Annotated in this window: 16 protein-coding genes; 7 read left to right on the plus strand and 9 right to left on the minus strand. The window is 64.2% G+C overall.

Going from position 1 to position 15,993, the window contains the following annotated elements:
* Nucleotides 1-49: 49 nt before the first annotated feature.
* Together IVB40_RS27015 and IVB40_RS27020 are read left to right on the plus strand one after the other, a co-directional pair.
* The gene (locus IVB40_RS27015; RefSeq protein WP_247816821.1) at nucleotides 50-6,337 is read left to right on the plus strand and encodes a HAMP domain-containing protein; all 6,288 of its coding nucleotides are present in this window, start codon (nucleotides 50-52) and stop codon (nucleotides 6,335-6,337) included.
* 13 nt (nucleotides 6,338-6,350) lie between these two features.
* Nucleotides 6,351-7,841 carry an HWE histidine kinase domain-containing protein gene (locus IVB40_RS27020; RefSeq protein ID WP_247466726.1) on the plus strand — a complete coding sequence of 497 codons (1,491 nt, stop codon included), beginning with the start codon at nucleotides 6,351-6,353 and terminating at the stop codon, nucleotides 7,839-7,841.
* On the opposite strand, the gene IVB40_RS27025 is transcribed toward IVB40_RS27020, so the two are convergent.
* Nucleotides 7,838-8,059, minus strand: coding sequence for a hypothetical protein (locus IVB40_RS27025; protein ID WP_018456200.1), 222 nt, complete (start codon nucleotides 8,057-8,059; stop codon nucleotides 7,838-7,840). The genes IVB40_RS27020 and IVB40_RS27025 overlap by 4 nt on opposite strands.
* Nucleotides 8,060-8,197: 138 nt before the next feature.
* On the opposite strand from IVB40_RS27025, the gene IVB40_RS27030 reads away from it, so the two are divergent.
* Together IVB40_RS27030 and IVB40_RS27035 are read left to right on the plus strand one after the other, a co-directional pair.
* Complete coding sequence (locus IVB40_RS27030; RefSeq protein WP_247466721.1) at nucleotides 8,198-8,455, plus strand: hypothetical protein; 258 nt, start codon at nucleotides 8,198-8,200, stop codon at nucleotides 8,453-8,455.
* Between the two features lie 95 nt (nucleotides 8,456-8,550).
* Entirely contained in the window at nucleotides 8,551-8,799 is a 249-nt protein-coding gene (locus IVB40_RS27035) for a hypothetical protein (RefSeq protein WP_247438972.1), read from the plus strand.
* A gap of 97 nt (nucleotides 8,800-8,896) precedes the next feature.
* Here IVB40_RS27035 and IVB40_RS27040 read toward each other — a convergent pair whose 3' ends face one another.
* Nucleotides 8,897-9,106 carry a hypothetical protein gene (locus IVB40_RS27040; protein WP_247438969.1) on the minus strand — a complete coding sequence of 70 codons (210 nt, stop codon included), beginning with the start codon at nucleotides 9,104-9,106 and terminating at the stop codon, nucleotides 8,897-8,899.
* Nucleotides 9,107-9,124: 18 nt separating this feature from the next.
* A complete protein-coding gene (locus IVB40_RS27045; protein WP_247819601.1) occupies nucleotides 9,125-9,346 on the minus strand; it encodes a hypothetical protein in 222 nt (73 codons plus the stop codon).
* Nucleotides 9,347-9,461: 115 nt separating this feature from the next.
* Between IVB40_RS27045 and IVB40_RS27050 the strand changes: the two genes are divergently transcribed.
* Both IVB40_RS27050 and IVB40_RS27055 read left to right on the plus strand, forming a co-directional pair.
* On the plus strand, nucleotides 9,462-9,674 hold the full coding sequence (locus IVB40_RS27050; RefSeq protein WP_027568672.1) for a DUF3072 domain-containing protein: 213 nt from the start codon (nucleotides 9,462-9,464) through the stop codon (nucleotides 9,672-9,674).
* An 86-nt stretch (nucleotides 9,675-9,760) separates the two neighbouring features.
* On the plus strand, nucleotides 9,761-10,066 hold the full coding sequence (locus tag IVB40_RS27055; RefSeq protein ID WP_247466718.1) for a DUF6496 domain-containing protein: 306 nt from the start codon (nucleotides 9,761-9,763) through the stop codon (nucleotides 10,064-10,066).
* 6 nt (nucleotides 10,067-10,072) lie between these two features.
* Here IVB40_RS27055 and IVB40_RS27060 read toward each other — a convergent pair whose 3' ends face one another.
* Nucleotides 10,073-10,435, minus strand: a complete 363-nt coding sequence (locus tag IVB40_RS27060; protein WP_027568670.1) for a hypothetical protein — start codon at nucleotides 10,433-10,435, stop codon at nucleotides 10,073-10,075.
* A 269-nt stretch (nucleotides 10,436-10,704) separates the two neighbouring features.
* Entirely contained in the window at nucleotides 10,705-12,243 is a 1,539-nt protein-coding gene (locus IVB40_RS27065) for a Do family serine endopeptidase (RefSeq protein ID WP_247816822.1), read from the minus strand.
* Between the two features lie 209 nt (nucleotides 12,244-12,452).
* Between IVB40_RS27065 and IVB40_RS27070 the strand changes: the two genes are divergently transcribed.
* Nucleotides 12,453-13,289 (plus strand): universal stress protein, encoded by an 837-nt coding sequence (locus tag IVB40_RS27070; protein WP_247816823.1) that lies wholly within the window; start codon nucleotides 12,453-12,455, stop codon nucleotides 13,287-13,289.
* A gap of 115 nt (nucleotides 13,290-13,404) precedes the next feature.
* On the opposite strand, the gene IVB40_RS27075 is transcribed toward IVB40_RS27070, so the two are convergent.
* The 4 genes from IVB40_RS27075 to IVB40_RS27090 form a co-directional block, all read right to left on the minus strand.
* Nucleotides 13,405-13,617 carry a hypothetical protein gene (locus IVB40_RS27075; protein ID WP_063993392.1) on the minus strand — a complete coding sequence of 71 codons (213 nt, stop codon included), beginning with the start codon at nucleotides 13,615-13,617 and terminating at the stop codon, nucleotides 13,405-13,407.
* A 199-nt stretch (nucleotides 13,618-13,816) separates the two neighbouring features.
* The gene (gene rpe, locus IVB40_RS27080; protein WP_247291061.1) at nucleotides 13,817-14,554 is read right to left on the minus strand and encodes a ribulose-phosphate 3-epimerase; all 738 of its coding nucleotides are present in this window, start codon (nucleotides 14,552-14,554) and stop codon (nucleotides 13,817-13,819) included.
* The gene (cbbX, locus tag IVB40_RS27085; RefSeq protein WP_247816824.1) at nucleotides 14,551-15,486 is read right to left on the minus strand and encodes a CbbX protein; all 936 of its coding nucleotides are present in this window, start codon (nucleotides 15,484-15,486) and stop codon (nucleotides 14,551-14,553) included. Before cbbX ends, rpe begins: the two co-directional genes overlap by 4 nt.
* A gap of 98 nt (nucleotides 15,487-15,584) precedes the next feature.
* A complete protein-coding gene (locus tag IVB40_RS27090; RefSeq protein ID WP_247816825.1) occupies nucleotides 15,585-15,992 on the minus strand; it encodes a ribulose bisphosphate carboxylase small subunit in 408 nt (135 codons plus the stop codon).
* Nucleotide 15,993 lies beyond the last annotated feature (1 nt).

Consider the following 15,993-nt stretch of genomic DNA (forward strand, 5'->3'; position numbering starts at 1 on the left):
ACAATCGCGTCTTGCCTGGGAATCGGCCGACGCCTGCGGGGGACAAATTATGAGCGACCTCGATCCCGGATCTGCATCACGTTCCGGTCGTCGCGTTCCAAAGCCAAAAACCAACGGCATGTCGGAGCCCGATTCCCGGGCAGAATTGCTGCTCGTCCTGCAGGCCATGCGCAACGGCGATTTCTCCGTGCGCATGAGCGGCGACTATCTCGGCATCGACGGCAAGCTCGCCGACACTTTCAACGACATCATCGCCGCCAATCAGCGCATGGCGCAGCAGCTCGAGCTGGTCGGCCAGGTGGTGGGCCGCGAGGGCAAGACGCGCCAGCGCGTGAAGTTCGGGCTGGCCTCCGGCTCCTGGGCCGACATGGAAGGCTCCGTCAACACGCTGATCGACGATTTGCTGTGGCCGACCCGCGAGGTGACGCGCGCGGTCGCAGCCGTGGCACAGGGCGACCTGCTCCAGACCGTCAAGCTCGACGTCGATGGGCGTCCCCTGCGCGGCGAATTCCTGCAGTCGGCGACCATCGTCAACACCATGATCAAGCAACTCGGCGTGTTCACCTCCGAAGTGACGCGCGTGGCGCGCGAGGTCGGCACCGAAGGCAAGCTCGGCGGCCAGGCCCAGGTGCCGGAAGTGACCGGCGTCTGGAAGGATCTGACCGAGAGCGTCAACTCGATGGCGAACAACCTGACCAACCAGGTTCGCAACATCGCCGAGGTGACGATCGCAGTTGCGAACGGCGACCTCTCGAAGAAGATCACGGTCGACGTCCGCGGCGAGATCCTTCAGCTCAAGGAAGCCATCAACACGATGGTGGACCAGCTCCGTTCCTTTGCCTCGGAAGTGACGCGCGTGGCGCGCGAGGTCGGCACCGACGGCAAGCTTGGCGGCCAGGCCATCGTGCCCGGCGTCGCCGGCACCTGGAAGGATCTCACCGACAGCGTCAACGCGATGTGCGGCAACCTCACCGCGCAGGTGCGCAACATCGCCAACGTCACCACCGCCGTGGCGCGCGGCGACCTGTCGCGCAAGATCACGGTGGACGTACGAGGCGAAATCCTGGAGCTGAAAGACACCATCAACACCATGGTGGACCAGCTCAACTCGTTCGCCTCGGAAGTGACGCGCGTCGCGCGCGAGGTCGGCACCGAAGGCAAGCTCGGCGGCCAGGCCCAGGTGCCGGGCGTGGCCGGTACCTGGAAGGACCTCACCGACAACGTCAACTTCATGGCGTCGAACCTCACCGCGCAGGTCCGCAACATCGCCGACGTTGCCACCGCCATCGCGAGCGGCGATCTGTCGAAGAAGATCACGGTGAACGTCTCGGGCGAAATCCTTCAGTTGAAGGAAACGCTCAACACCATGGTCGACCAGCTCAACGCCTTCGCCGGCGAAGTCACGCGCGTCGCGCGCGAGGTCGGCACCGAGGGCCGGCTCGGCGGTCAGGCCAACGTGCTCGGCGTCGCCGGCACCTGGAAGGACTTGACCGAGAGCGTCAACTCGATGGCCTCGAACCTCACCGCGCAGGTCCGCAACATCGCCGAGGTGACGACCGCGGTCGCGGGCGGCGATTTGTCGAAAAAGATCACCGTCGATGTCCGCGGCGAGATCCTGGAGCTGAAAGACACCATCAACACCATGGTGGACCAGCTCAACGCCTTTGCCGGTGAAGTCACGCGCGTCGCCCGCGAGGTCGGCACCGAAGGCAAGCTCGGCGGCCAGGCCCAGGTGCGCGGCGTCGCCGGCACCTGGAAGGATCTCACCGACAGCGTCAACTCGATGGCCTCGAACCTGACCGGCCAGGTCCGCAACATCGCCGAAGTCGCGACCGCGGTCGCCAAGGGCGATTTGTCGAAGAAGATCACCGTCAACGTGTCGGGCGAAATCCTTCAGCTGAAGGAAACGCTCAACACCATGGTCGACCAGCTCAACGCCTTCGCCGGCGAAGTCACACGCGTCGCGCGCGAGGTCGGCACCGAAGGCAAGCTCGGCGGCCAGGCCGAAGTCCCCGGCGTCGCCGGCACCTGGAAGGACCTCACCGACAGCGTCAACTCGATGGCGGGCAACCTCACCGCCCAGGTCCGCAACATCGCCGAAGTCGCGACTGCGATCGCCGGTGGCGACTTGTCGCGCAAGATCACCGTGGACGTGCGCGGCGAGATCCTTCAGCTCAAGGACACGCTGAACACGATGGTCGACCAGCTCAACCGCTTCGCGGGCGAGGTGACGCGCGTCGCGCGCGAGGTCGGCACCGAAGGCCGGCTCGGCGGCCAGGCCAACGTGCCCGGCGTCGCCGGCACCTGGAAAGACCTCACCGACAGCGTCAACTCGATGGCGGGCAACCTCACCGCCCAGGTCCGCAACATCGCCGAAGTGACCACTGCCGTGGCGCGCGGCGACCTCTCGCGCAAGATCACCGTCGACGTCCGTGGTGAGATTTTGGAGCTGAAGAACACCATCAACACCATGGTGGACCAGCTCAACGGCTTTGCCGGTGAAGTCACGCGCGTCGCCCGCGAGGTCGGCACCGAGGGCAAGCTTGGCGGCCAGGCCGAAGTGCCCGGCGTTGCCGGCACCTGGAAGGATCTCACCGACAACGTCAACTTCATGGCATCGAACCTCACCGCGCAGGTCCGCAACATCGCCGAGGTCGCAACCGCGATCGCCGGCGGCGACCTGTCGAAGAAGATCACGGTGGACGTGCGCGGCGAAATTCTGCTGCTCAAGGATACCTTGAACACCATGGTCGAGCAGCTCCGCTCCTTCGCCGCGGAAGTGACGCGCGTCGCACGTGAGGTCGGCACCGAGGGGCGGCTCGGCGGCCAGGCCGTCGTGCCCGGCGTCGGCGGCACTTGGAAGGACCTCACCGACAACGTCAACCTGCTGGCCGCGAACCTCACCACCCAGGTCCGCAACATCGCCGAAGTCACCACCGCGGTGGCGCGCGGCGACCTGTCGCGCAAGATCACCGTCGACGTGAAGGGCGAAATCCTCGAGCTCAAAAACACCATCAACACCATGGTGGACCAGCTCAATGCGTTCGCCGGCGAAGTCACGCGTGTTGCCCGCGAAGTCGGCACCGAAGGCGAACTCGGCGGCCAGGCCCAGGTGCCCGGCGTCGCCGGCACCTGGAAGGATCTCACCGACACCGTCAATTTCATGGCGGCGAACCTGACCGAGCAGGTCCGCGGCATCGTCAAGGTGGTGACCGCGGTCGCCAACGGCGATCTCAAGCAGAACCTCACCGTGAAATCGAAGGGCGAGGTCGCGGCGCTGGCCGACACCATCAACAACATGACCGAGACGCTCGCGACCTTCGCCGACCAGGTGACGTCGGTGGCGCGCGAGGTCGGCGTCGAGGGCCGGCTCGGCGGTCAGGCCGACGTGCCCGGCGCCGCCGGCACCTGGAAGGATCTCACCGGCAACGTCAATTTGCTGGCGGCCAACCTCACCTCGCAGGTGCGCGCGATCGCGGAAGTGGCGACCGCCGTGACCAAGGGCGACCTGACGCGGTCGATCCAGGTCGACGCCCGCGGCGAGGTCGCGGAGCTGAAAGACAACATCAACACGATGATCACGAACCTCCGTCTCACGACGGACGTGAACACCGAGCAGGACTGGCTGAAGACCAATCTGGCGAAATTCACCAACATGCTTCAGGGCCAGCGCGACCTCACCACCGTCGGTCGCCTGCTGCTGACCGAATTGTCGCCGCTGGTGAATGCGCATACCGGCGTGATCTATCAGGTCGAGAACGAAGACAGTCCGCGGCTCCTGCTGCTTGCCTCCTACGCCGGCGATGGCGTCTATCCGTATCCGCGCGTGCTGCCATTAGGCGACGGCCTGATCGGCCAATGCGCGCTCGACCGGCGCCCGCGCGTGATTGCGGACATTCCGCCCGACGTGGTGCCAATCAATTCGGCATTGCTTCGCGTCGCGCCGAAGAACCTCGTGGTGCTGCCGGTGCTGTTCGAAGGCCAGGTCAAGGCGGTCATCGAGCTCGCCTCGCTGACCTCCTTCACGACCTCACAGATGACCTTCCTGGAGCAGCTCACGGACTCGATCGGCATCGTGCTCAACTCGATCGAGGCGACGATGCAGACCGAAGGCCTGCTCAAGCAGTCGCAGCAGCTCGCTGGCGAGCTCCAGACCCAGCAGCGCGAATTGCAGCAGACCAACGATCAGCTCGAACAGAAGGCGCAGCAGCTCGCCGAGCGCAACGTCGAAGTCGAGCGCAAGAACCAGGAGATCGAGCAGGCCCGCCGCGCACTGGAGGAAAAGGCGACCGAGCTCGCGCTGACCTCGAAGTACAAGTCCGAATTCCTGGCCAATATGAGCCACGAGCTGCGCACGCCGCTGAACTCGATCCTGATCCTCGGCCAGCAGCTCACCGACAATCCGGACGGCAATCTTACCGGCAAGCAGGTCGAATTCGCCCGCACCATCCACGGCGCCGGCACCGACCTGCTCAATCTCATCAGCGACATTCTCGATCTCTCCAAGATCGAATCCGGTACGGTGACGGTCGACGCCGAGGAAATCCTGACCGCGAACCTGCTCGAGACGGTCGGGCGGCCGTTCCGTCACGAGGCGGAGAACCGCAACCTTTCGTTCAAGATCGACGTCGATCCGAACCTCGCGCGCAGCCTCGTCACCGACTCCAAGCGCCTGCAGCAGGTTTTGAAGAACCTGCTCTCCAACGCCTTCAAGTTCACCGCCGAGGGCGAGGTGCGCCTGAAGGTCGCCGCCGCGGTCGGCGGCTGGGGCACGGATCATCCCGTGCTGAACTCTGCGCCGGCGGTGATCGCATTCGAAGTGTCCGACACCGGCATCGGCATTCCCCTGGAGAAGCAGAAGCTGATCTTCGAGGCGTTCCAGCAAGCGGATGCCGGCACCAGCCGCAAATATGGCGGCACCGGCCTCGGCCTTGCGATCAGCCGCGAGCTCGCAAGCCTGCTCGGCGGCGAGATCCACCTGCGCAGCTTGCCGGGCAAGGGCTCGTGCTTCACGCTTTACCTGCCGCTGAAATATTCCGGACCGACGCTCGCGCCCCGCGCGACGCCTCAACAGAGCCAGCCGCCGGCGCTGCAGCCCGCGACAGCCGAACCGCAGCGCGTGATCGAGCAGCTTCCCGACGACCGGCTCAACCTCGAACCCGGCGACAGCATCCTCCTGATCGTCGAGGACGACCCGCACTACGCGCGTGTGCTGGTCGATCTCGCGCGCGACAAGGGCTTCAAGGTGCTGGTCGCCGCCCGCGGCGCGGAGGCGCTGGAGCTTGCAAAGCAGTACCAGCCGAGGGCTGTCTCCCTCGACGTATTCCTGCCCGATATGCTCGGCTGGACCGTGCTGAGCCAGCTCAAGCACAATCCGCTGACCCGCCACATCCCCGTGCAGATCATCACGCTCGACGAGGACCGCCAGCATGCGCTGGCGCGCGGCGCCTTCTCCTTCGTCAACAAGCCGACGACGACCGAGGGCGTCTCGGCCGCGCTGACGCAGATCAAGGAATATGCGCGGCCGCGGCGCAAGCGGCTGCTGATCGTCGAGGACAACGAGGCCGAGCAGCTCTCGATCCGCGAGCTCCTGCACCACGACGACATCGAGATCGTGACGACCGGCACCGGTGCCGACGCGCTCTCGATGCTGCGTGAGAACCCCTGTGATTGCGTCGTGCTCGACCTGCGCCTGCCCGACATGACCGGCTTCGAGGTGCTGGACCAGATCCGCAACGACGAGGCGCTGTCGAATGTCCCGGTCGTCGTTTTCACCGGCCGCGAGTTGTCGGCCGAGGAAGATGCGGAGCTCCACACCATGGCGCGAAGCATCGTGGTTAAGGGTGTGGAATCGCCGGAGCGCCTTCTTGACGAGACCGCGCTGTTCCTGCACCGCGTCATCACGGAGTTGCCGGTCGAGAAGCAGCGCATGCTCGAGAAGCTGAACAGTTCCGACGAAGACCTGATTGGCAAGACCGCCCTGCTCGTCGACGACGACGCCCGCAACATCTTCGCGCTGTCGAGCGTGCTGGAGCGGCGCGGCATGAAGGTGCTGACGGCCACGACCGGCAACGAGGCGGTGGCCCTGGTTGAATCCAATCCGGAGATCGCCATCGTGCTGATGGACATCATGATGCCGCAGATGGATGGCTATCAAACCATCGGCGTCATTCGTGAAAATCCGACCTTCGCCCGTCTTCCGATCATTGCGTTGACGGCCAAGGCCATGAAAGGCGACCGCGAGAAATGCCTCGAGGCCGGCGCGTCCGACTACCTCGCCAAACCCGTCAACACCGATCAATTGCTGCTTGCAATCCGCATGTGGCTGCACCGCTGAGTTGGATGCCCGTATGGACCACGAAAAGGTCAACATCCTCCTCGTCGACGACCAGCCGGCCAAGCTGCTCGCCTATGAGGTGATCCTGAAGGATCTCGGCCAGAACCTCGTGATCGCCTCGTCCGGTCGCGAGGCTCTGGAGGTGCTGCTCAAGACCGAGATCGCGGTGATCCTGGTCGACGTCTGCATGCCCGAGCTCGACGGCTTCGAGCTCGCCGCGATGATCCGCGAGCACCCGCGCTTCCAGAAGACCGCGATGATCTTCATCTCGGCCATTCAAGTCAGCGACATCGACCGCCTGCGCGGCTACGAGATGGGCGCTGTCGACTACGTCCCGGTGCCGGTCGTGCCGGAGGTGCTGCGCGCCAAGGTCAAGGTGTTTGCAGAGCTCTATCGCAAGACGCGCGAACTCGAACGGCTGAACCAGGATCTCGAGGACCGCGTGCGTGCACGCACCGCCGAGCTGGAGAATTCCACCGCAAAGCTCCGCGAGAGCGAAGAGCGGCGCAGCATGGCGATCGCCGCCGGCAAGATGGGTTCGTGGGACTGGGACTGGATCACCGGCGACTGGATGTGGGACGAGGGGCAATACCGCATCTTTGGTGTTGGCCCGGAGAGCTTCGAGGTGAATCCGGCCAACGTTCAGGCGCTGTTGCATCCAGACGACGTCGATCAGTTGCGCAAGGCGATCGCCGAATTCAACAAGGGCACACGCTCCTATGAAACGGAGTTCCGCATCGTGCGGCCCGACGGCGATGTGCGCTGGTGTGTCGGCACGGCCGCCGCCACGGTTGACGAGAGCGGTCGGGTGATGCGCGTCAGCGGCGTGACGGTGGACATCACCGAACGCAAGCGCGCCGAGGAACGGCAGACTCTCCTGGCGCGGGAAGTCGATCATCGCGCCAAGAATGCGCTTGCGCTGGCGCAATCGATCGTGCGCCTCACCCGCGCCGACGAAGTCAAAGCCTATGTCAGCGCCGTCGAGGGACGCATCAATGCACTGGCGCGCGTGCATACGATCTTGTCGCTGTCGAGCTGGCAGGGCGCCGAACTCTCGAAGCTGATCGACGAGGAGCTTGCGCCCTATTCCCTCGGCGGCCAGATCAAATTGGCGGGGTCCGAAGTTCAGTTGCTGCCGGCAACCGCCCAGACGCTGGCGCTGGCGCTGCATGAGCTTTTCACCAACTCGGCGAAGTATGGCGCGCTCTCGACGCGAACGGGACGGCTCGCGATCGGTTGGCAGGTCGAGGATGAGCTGCTCACGCTGACCTGGGAGGAGTCCGGCGGCCCGCTCGTCATGACGCCGAAATCCCGCGGCTTTGGTACGCGGAGCCTGCTTGCGAGCGTCGAGTCCCAGCTCGGCGGGCAGGCGCGATTCGATTGGCGCGCCGAGGGTCTGTTGTGCCGGCTCGATGTGCCGTTGGTCCGCAAGACTGCCGCGACGACCGCGCCCGGCAACTTCGAAGCCGCCAGCTCCGCCGAATTGCAGCGCGCGTCCGGTTAACCGGAGGCCGCACTCTTCCTGCGCTGCGTCGTTTGCGGCTCGCGCGCGACCCGTCCTTCGAGCCAGGCTTCCGTTTGGGCGAGATCGCGCAGAGCCTTGGCATAGCGGCACGCCGCGCTTCGCTCCGCGCCGCGGGGCAGCTTGCGCGCTTTGCGGAGGATGTCCGCGGCGGCGTTGCGATAAGCCAGAGAGCGATAGAGAAAGACCACCTTACCCATATCGAATGTTCCCGTGTTGCGCGGTCATTCTCGCCCACCCGGCATGAACGTCGGATGAAGCGGGCAATAACGATTCCTTCATGCGGGTGGAACCGGCGCGTGTCGCAGGCGTTGCTTGCGAGATCGGGATAGAGTTCCATGCGCGCGAAAAAGTCGTCGGACCTGATCTCTCCGAGCGGGCTCGTCAAGCTGATGACGCACGCCATGATGGGCGCAGCCTTAGGGCTCGCTTTCAGCCTCTTGCTCGTGCTGTCCAATCCAGCCGTCGCCAATTTGCTGAGTCACGGCGGAAGCCAGGCCGTTGTCGTTTTCGCCCTCACATTGGTGACGACGTTCGCGATCGGGGCGACACTCACCGGCGTCGTATTCATCCTCGCAGAAGACAAGCAATCTTGAAGGATGCGAGATTTACCGGAACTTCTTTGTTCGGAACTCCTGCGACGAATAGCAGTTGGCTGCCTGCGTCAATTCAACTCAGGGAGTTCCCGCACATGAAGACCACCAAGCTCGCTCTTGCCGTGATGTTGGCCACCGGCCTCACCGCCGCGCCGTTCGCGGTGCAGGCTAAGTCGCACAAGGCAAAACACGGATCCTCGATGTCATCGTCGCAAACCACCACAGGCGCCAACACCAAGTCCTCCAAGGGTGCTGATCCCTCCGGTCAGGGCGGCTCCGGTCCCGGCTCCGATCAGGGCGGCACCATGACGAACAACAAGGGCGGCATGAGCAACACCAAGTAGGTTTTGTTCGCCCAACTCATAGAGGCCCCGCGATCGCGGGGCCTTTTTGCTTATGGTGTTCGAACAAACTTTTCTCGGGCCGCGTTGCGCGCAGGCTTCAGCTCCGATGGCTTCCCAGGATGTCAGGATGGACGCTGCCGGAATCAGCTCTCACCAGATGATCGAGTCGTGCGCGCTTGCGCGCGATCAAGAGCTGGGCCGCGGCGTCGTCGAGCCCCTCCCGTTGCAGCTGCCGGATGGCAGAGCCCAGTTCGAGAATCTCGGCGCGCAGCTTTAGAATCCGGTACGCATCCGGGTCTTCCTCCACCGTGCGCTCCCAAAGCTTTCAGCGGCGCGCGATCACGCGCAGAGGACTACCTAATGCCTTCGCGGAACGAAGGCTCATCCTGTCGCGGACATTCGGCAGGACATCGCCGCCACCTGCAGCCTTCCATTCGCCGATCAGCAGATTGATTTTTCGGCGCAGATCCATCTGCGCCAAGGCCTTCTCTGTGCAGTCGCGATCGCGCTCGACGAGCTCGCGCACGGACGCCTCGACATCGGCCATTTCAAGCCTCAAGGCGCTGATTTTACGTCGAATTTCATTAATTCTGTTGTCCATGACTTGTTAGAACAAAATAAGAACATATAGTCAAGTCACGATTTCAGAAGGGAGAAGCGACATGCAGGTTCAGGGTAAATACGACGCCAAGACTCTCCTCACCGCCAAGACTTTCCTCACCGAGCAGATGACGCGGGCGCAGGGCCTCCGGCTGAAACGGCTGAGCGAAGAGGCGTATCAGCCCGCGCAATATGCGCGGGATCTGTCCTCCAGCGAGGCAGCACGGCGCATTCAGGTGCTGGAAGCCGAGATCGAGCTGGCGGATTCGTTCTAGACTAAGCCGCGTATCCGGGACGTGCATGCGCGCTTTCGGAACCATGCCTGTCTCGGATTGTTTTCCCAGGCCAAGGGAGAACATGCATGGCACGCAAGGCAAAGAAGCGCCGCTACTCGCGCAGCTCCGGCAGCGACGTCGAAGGCGAGATGAAGCGCTACAAGAAAGGTACCGCGAAAAGCGGACCGGGCGGTCGAGGCGGACGCGTGAAGAGCCGCAAGCAGGCAATCGCGATCGGCCTGTCGAAAGCGCGCAAGAAGGGCAAGAAGGTCCCGAAGAAAGCCGCGAAGCGAAAGACGTCAAAGAAGACATCTCGGAAAACATCCAAGAAGACTTCGAGAAAGACTTCGAAGAAGACGTCGAAGCGCAAATCCTCCAAACGGTCGCGCTGACCTCCGTCAGATCATGCTGCCCGGCATGAAGCAGCGGATCGAAACGCCGAACGCGGTCTTCACCGGCCACACCATGGTGCGGCCGGCCCGGTTCGGCTCGGTGATCACGGCTTCGTCCGGGACGTCGACCCACTCGCCGTCGAGCCGCACGCGATAATGTCCATTGTGCGAGTCCCAATCGGGATCGGCGACGGCAAACCCATCCGCATCTGAGCAGCACGGACCGAGATGGCTGCGCAGACCGTCGAACCATGGCTTGAGGGGAGAATCCGCGTAGCGGCCGTCGTCACGCCCGAGAGCGATTCCGCCCCACAGCACGAATGGCGCCACGAGCAGCGCAGTCCTCAGCGAGAGCTTCAATCGATCCATGTCGGCACCGATCAAATGCGAATTGCCGGCCGGCTCAGCGGCGGCAAGTTCGAAGTTCCACGCTTGCAATCGTCCCGGCGGCTTCATTGCCGCCGAGTCCCTACGAGATCCGAAATTGTGATGAGCGAACACGGCTTTTTCGGACGAACCGGGTCATCCTCCCTGCCGTTAACGAGAATGTTATCGGCGGACATCCGGAATCCTGAAGGCGAACAGGAAAGGCGGCCCGGGGGGCCGCCTTTTTGGAGTTGCGCCGATCGACGTTCGCCTTATGCGAGCGGCACCGCGACGAAACGGGTCGCCTGCGCGCTTCTGACCTGCAGCAGCACGCTACGCTTGCCGGACGATTTCGCCTGCGCCAGCTCCGAACGGACATCGCCGATATTGGCGACAGCCTTGCCGCCCACATTGAGGATGACGTCGCCGGTCTGGATGCCGCGTTGCGCGGCCGGCCCTTGCGGATCGACTTCAGTGACGACGACGCCCTTCTGGCCGGCGCCCTGCACGTCGCCGGCCGGAGCCAGGCTGAGTCCGAGACGCGGCGGCATGCCGGCATCCGGCTGCGACTTGCCCTCGTCGGCTCTGGCCTGCCGCTCGTTCGGCAACTCGCCGAGCGCCAGTGTCACCGTCTTGCTGTCGCCCTTGTGGACGACGTCGAGCTTCACAGACGTGCCCGGCGCCAGGGTGGCGATGGTGCGAGCGAGATCGCGGGAATCCTTGATCGCGGTGCCATTGACGGCGGTGATGACGTCGCCCGCCTCGATGCCCGCCTTCGCCGCCGGGCTGCCGTCCTGCGGATTGTCGACGATCGCGCCGCGCGCCTCCTTGAGGCCGAGGCTGTCGGCGATATCCGACGTCACCGGCTGCACCTGCACGCCGAGCCAGCCGCGAGTGACCGCGCCCTTGTCCTTCAACTGTGCGACGACGAGCTTTGCAGTCGAGGCCGGAATGTCGAAGCCGATGCCGACAGAGCCACCGGAGGGCGAGAAGATCGCGGTGTTCACGCCGATCACGTTGCCGTTCATGTCGAAGGCCGGGCCGCCGGAATTGCCCTTGTTGATCGGCGCGTCGATCTGGATGAAGTCGTCATAGGGACCGTTGCCGATGTCGCGGCCGCTGGCCGAGACGATGCCGGCGGTCACGGTGCCCCCGAGGCCGAAGGGATTGCCGACCGCGACGACCCAGTCGCCGATACGCGGCTTCTGGTCCGAGAATTTGACGAACGGAAAATCCTTCTTACCCTCGACCTTGATCAGCGCGAGATCGGTCTTCGGATCGGTGCCGACCACTTTCGCGCTGTAGATCGTGCCGTCGTCCATCGTCACTTGCACAGACTCGGCGTGATCGACGACGTGGTTGTTGGTCACGGCATAGCCGTCGGCGGAGATGAAGAAGCCGGAGCCCTCACCCGTGATCATCTGGCGGTGCTGGCGCGGCATGCCCTCCATGCCACCCGGGCCGCGGAAGCCGAATTGCCGCGAGAACTGGTCGAACGGCGTCGCCTCGTCCGAATCCATCCGGTTCTGTTGCAGCATCGCGCTCTTGTCGTTGTCCTGGTCGATCCTGACCCGCACCGAGATGACGGCGGGTTTGACCTTGCTGACGAGGTCGCCGAAGCCCGGCGGTGTCGCGGTGGGCTCCGCGGCCTGGGCGGGCGCGATGAAGGAGTTCGCGCTGAACGGCGAAGAGCCAGGTGCAGTCGCCAGCACGGCCACGCCAAGCGCGGCCACGGTGCCGAGCAGCGCGAGCCGGCGCGGCCTCAGGACCTTGCGGGACGTTGTGGTGTCGGAATTGACGTGATCGCTCATGTCGATATGTCCATGTTGGGTAAGTCGCCTTGCACCCAACATGGCGGTCGCCACCTTACGGCGTCCCGTCCGCGCGGTTAAATCTTGGCAAAGTAGCCGGGGCCGGCGAAGGTCCAAAACTCGAGGCTGCACGTTTGATGCAGCTCAACGCGGCCCCTGCGCACCGTGTAAGACTGCCGCCACCGGACGATGTCCGTCGGAGTCGCGTCATGTACAAAGACATTCTCGTCCACATCCCTACCGAGCGCCCGATGCGCCCGGTGATCGACGGCTCGATCTCGCTCGCGGCGGGCCTCAACGCCCATCTCGATGCAGTCGCGGTTGGCTATGTGGCAACCAGCGCGGCCTATATCATGGAGGGCGGCGCCGCAGTGGCGGCGGTGTTCGAGATGGAGCGCGAGAGCGCAGTGGAGCGGGCCGAGGCGGCGCTCGCGGTATTCAAGAACGAAGCGATGAACGCCGGCATTTCCTACACATGCCACCCGCTCGGGGCGATGCCGGGGGATGCGGTCGGCTTGCTCGGCGAGATGGCGCGGCTGCACGATCTCAGCATCGTGCTCCAGCCGGACCCGGCGCAAGGCTCACTCGACAACGATGTACCCCGCGAGATCCTGTTCCAGGCGGGTGGCCCGGTGCTTTTCCTGCCCTACACTTTCCATGGAGCGTTCAAGGCGAAACGGATCGGCATCTGCTGGGACGGCAGCCGCCTCGCCGCGCGCGCCATGCGCGACGCCGCACCATTCCTGGCCCGCGCCGAGGAAATCGTGATTATTGCGATCAACGAAACAGACATGGTTCCCGACGAGGTCTCGACGCGCAATCTGGCAAGGCACCTCGGCCGGCGCGGACTGTCGACCCGCACCGTCAACCTGTCGGCCGCGCGCTCTGACATTCAGCCGACCATGCTGTCGCTTGCAGCCGATGAGCGCCTCGATCTTCTGGTCATGGGCGGCTACGGCCATTCGCGATTGCAGGAACGGTTCCTCGGCGGCGTCACCCGCGCCATGTTGGAAGCCATGACCGTCCCGACGTTGATGTCGCATTAATCGAGGGTTGATCCAGGACGGGCCGGTCGCAAGCCTCGTCGTTCGGGCTGATAACCGCGTCCTTGAGCGGTGCCGGCCTCGGCAAGTTCAGGTCCTATTCGAACAAGTTGGACCGTCACGCCGCGGCGGGCCTCTCCCACGCCGTGGCCTCGACGCCGTCCTCGTCGTGTGGCGCATTGCACGCGTCGAAATGCGCCTTGAGTTCGACTTCGGCGAGATATTCGAAATGTTCGGCCTGGCCGAGCAGTTCCCAGCTCTGGAGCGGCCGGTAGGCGGCCTGCTGACGACAGAGGGACGCCAGCGCGCGGTAGCGACGTACGTTATCCATGAGACCCTCCCTCGCATTCACAGAGCTTATTGCCCTTATTTGCGTCAGGGCGATGGCGGTTGTGCAAAAGATTTGCTGCGCCCGCCGCGCGCGTGACGCGCGTGATTCTAGGCAAACGCGTGTTCGGGCGAAAGTTCCAATCACCGCGGCCTCAACGCCTCGGAACCCTGCCGCGGGCCAATGTGTACCCGGCGGCAGTCTACCGGATGAGCGCGGGCTCACCGGCTCGCATCGTCCGCTCCGAACTATGTTGCAGGTTCGGAACTCTGCCCGCTTCCGCAGCCGCGCGGATGGCCGCAATGTTGCCGGCATAGTCCGCGCTGCTCCTGCCGCGAAACACGGCGGAACCCGCCACAAGCGTATCGGCGCCCGCAGCGGCCACGGCTGCGGCATTGTCGCGCGTGATGCCGCCGTCAACCTCGAGCCGGATCGGCCGGTCGCCGATCATGCTTCGGATGCGCGCGATCTTCTCGAGCTGGGACTCGAGGAAGGACTGGCCGCCAAAACCCGGATTGACCGTCATCACCAGGACGAGATCGAGACGATCGAGCACATACTCGATCGCGCTTTCGGGAGTGGCGGGACACAGGCTGACGCCGGCTTTCTTGCCGAGCGCGCGGATGGCCTGAAGCGAGCGATCGAGGTGCGGACCCGCTTCGGCATGCACCGTAATGAGATCCGCGCCGGCCTTCGCAAACGCCTCGAGATAAGGATCGGTCGGCGCGATCATGAGATGCACGTCGAATATTTTCTTCGTCAGCGGCCGGATCGCCTTGATGACGTCCGCGCCATAACTGATGTTCGGGACGAAATGCCCGTCCATGACATCGCAATGAACCCAGTCGGCGCCCGCCGCGTCGATCGCTGCGATCTCCTCGCCGAGGCGGGCAAAATCCGCAGCCAAGATCGACGGCGCGATGAGGATTTCTCGGGTCATGGCTTCGCACTCCCCTGCGCGTCGGCACCGCCGCTGAAGACGCGGCTCGCCAGGACGTCCATGGGATCGATCGTTTCGAGGTCGGCGATGTCGAGCATGCGATCGAGATCGGATACCAGGCGATCGGCCTGCCGCAGGCGGATGCGGTCGACGGCGTTGCGGATAGATCGCGCATTGGAGAAGAACGGTTGGGTCCGACGCAGCGCAATATATTTCTCGAACGCCTCACGCGCCGCCGCCGAGAGGCGATAACCCCGTTCCTTCAGCATCAGCTCGGCGATGACGAGCAGCTCGGCTTCCGCATAGTCCGGAAAGTCGATGTGGTGGGCGATGCGCGAACGGAAGCCGGGATTGGAGGCGAAGAAGCTCGTCATCCGCTCGCCATAGCCGGCAAGGATCACGACGAGGTCCTCGCGCTGATTTTCCATCACCTGCAGCAGAATCTCGATCGCCTCCTGGCCGTAGTCGCGCTCGTTGTCCGGCCGATGGAGATAATAGGCCTCGTCGATGAACAGCACGCCGCCCATCGCCTTCTTCAGGATCTCCTTCGTCTTGGGCGCGGTGTGGCCGATATACTGGCCGACGAGATCGTCGCGCGTCACCGAGATCACCTGCCCGCGCCGCACGAAGCCGAGGCCGTGCAGGATCTTTGCCATGCGCAACGCGACGGTCGTCTTGCCGGTGCCGGGATTGCCGGTGAACGACATGTGCAGCGTCGGCGGCGACGAAGCCAGTCCCGCACGCTGCCGGATACGTTCGATCAGCAAGAGCGACGCGATCTGGCGCACGCGGCTCTTCACCGGCTTCAATCCGATCAGCTCCTGCTCGAGCTGTTGCAGCGTGCCGGGGATTCCAGCCTCTTCGGCCTCCTTGCGGAGATCGAAACTGGTCTCGCCGGGCTCAGTTGTCATTGCATGGGGAACATCCAGCATCGGCACCTCGAAGAAAAGGGCTTCGCCGCGGGAGAGCGGCGAAGCAGTGGTCCGCCAAGGAAACGGAGCAGGGAGTGCTCCGCGCGGAGGAGAATGAGTTAGGTTGGCGCGTGCGCGGGCTGCCGACGCACGGTGGTGTAGCGGATCGCGCGTCCGCCCACCTCCTGCCGCACCAGCTCGAACTCGGCTTCCTGCGGCGGGCGGTTGACGATGAACGAGATCCGCACCGATTCCCAGCCATGGCTGGAGTCGAAGCCGCTGAGGCGGATGTAGCGGTCGCCATGCACTCTGCGGCATTCGGCGAGCTCCATCATCACGCCGGCGGCGTCCTGGAGATCGAACATCGGCAGGCCCCACATCTCCCAATAGGTGTTGCGGGGATGCGGATCGTCGGTGAACTCGATGTTCACCGCCCAGCCGTTGGTCAGGCAATACTGCACCTGTTTGGTGATCTGGTCGTCGGTCAGATCGGGCAGGAACGAGAAGCAGCCTTGGGTCAGCTTCATG

The organism is Bradyrhizobium sp. 40, from assembly GCF_023100925.1.
Taxonomy (GTDB): domain Bacteria; phylum Pseudomonadota; class Alphaproteobacteria; order Rhizobiales; family Xanthobacteraceae; genus Bradyrhizobium.

Excerpts from the sequence above, each read along its gene's own strand:
- IVB40_RS27015 (WP_247816821.1), top strand. The coding sequence starts at position 50 with ATGAGCGACCTCGATCCCGGATCTGCATCACGTTCCGGTCGTCGCGTT.
- IVB40_RS27020 (WP_247466726.1), top strand. The coding sequence starts at position 6,351 with ATGGACCACGAAAAGGTCAACATCCTCCTCGTCGACGACCAGCCGGCC.
- IVB40_RS27025 (WP_018456200.1), bottom strand. The coding sequence starts at position 8,059 with ATGGGTAAGGTGGTCTTTCTCTATCGCTCTCTGGCTTATCGCAACGCC.
- IVB40_RS27030 (WP_247466721.1), top strand. The coding sequence starts at position 8,198 with ATGCGCGCGAAAAAGTCGTCGGACCTGATCTCTCCGAGCGGGCTCGTC.
- IVB40_RS27035 (WP_247438972.1), top strand. The coding sequence starts at position 8,551 with ATGAAGACCACCAAGCTCGCTCTTGCCGTGATGTTGGCCACCGGCCTC.
- IVB40_RS27045 (WP_247819601.1), bottom strand. The coding sequence starts at position 9,346 with ATGGCCGATGTCGAGGCGTCCGTGCGCGAGCTCGTCGAGCGCGATCGC.
- IVB40_RS27050 (WP_027568672.1), top strand. The coding sequence starts at position 9,462 with ATGCAGGTTCAGGGTAAATACGACGCCAAGACTCTCCTCACCGCCAAG.
- IVB40_RS27055 (WP_247466718.1), top strand. The coding sequence starts at position 9,761 with ATGGCACGCAAGGCAAAGAAGCGCCGCTACTCGCGCAGCTCCGGCAGC.
- IVB40_RS27060 (WP_027568670.1), bottom strand. The coding sequence starts at position 10,435 with ATGGATCGATTGAAGCTCTCGCTGAGGACTGCGCTGCTCGTGGCGCCA.
- IVB40_RS27065 (WP_247816822.1), bottom strand. The coding sequence starts at position 12,243 with ATGAGCGATCACGTCAATTCCGACACCACAACGTCCCGCAAGGTCCTG.
- IVB40_RS27070 (WP_247816823.1), top strand. The coding sequence starts at position 12,453 with ATGTACAAAGACATTCTCGTCCACATCCCTACCGAGCGCCCGATGCGC.
- IVB40_RS27075 (WP_063993392.1), bottom strand. The coding sequence starts at position 13,617 with ATGGATAACGTACGTCGCTACCGCGCGCTGGCGTCCCTCTGTCGTCAG.
- rpe (WP_247291061.1), bottom strand. The coding sequence starts at position 14,554 with ATGACCCGAGAAATCCTCATCGCGCCGTCGATCTTGGCTGCGGATTTT.
- cbbX (WP_247816824.1), bottom strand. The coding sequence starts at position 15,486 with ATGCTGGATGTTCCCCATGCAATGACAACTGAGCCCGGCGAGACCAGT.
- IVB40_RS27090 (WP_247816825.1), bottom strand. The coding sequence starts at position 15,992 with ATGAAGCTGACCCAAGGCTGCTTCTCGTTCCTGCCCGATCTGACCGAC.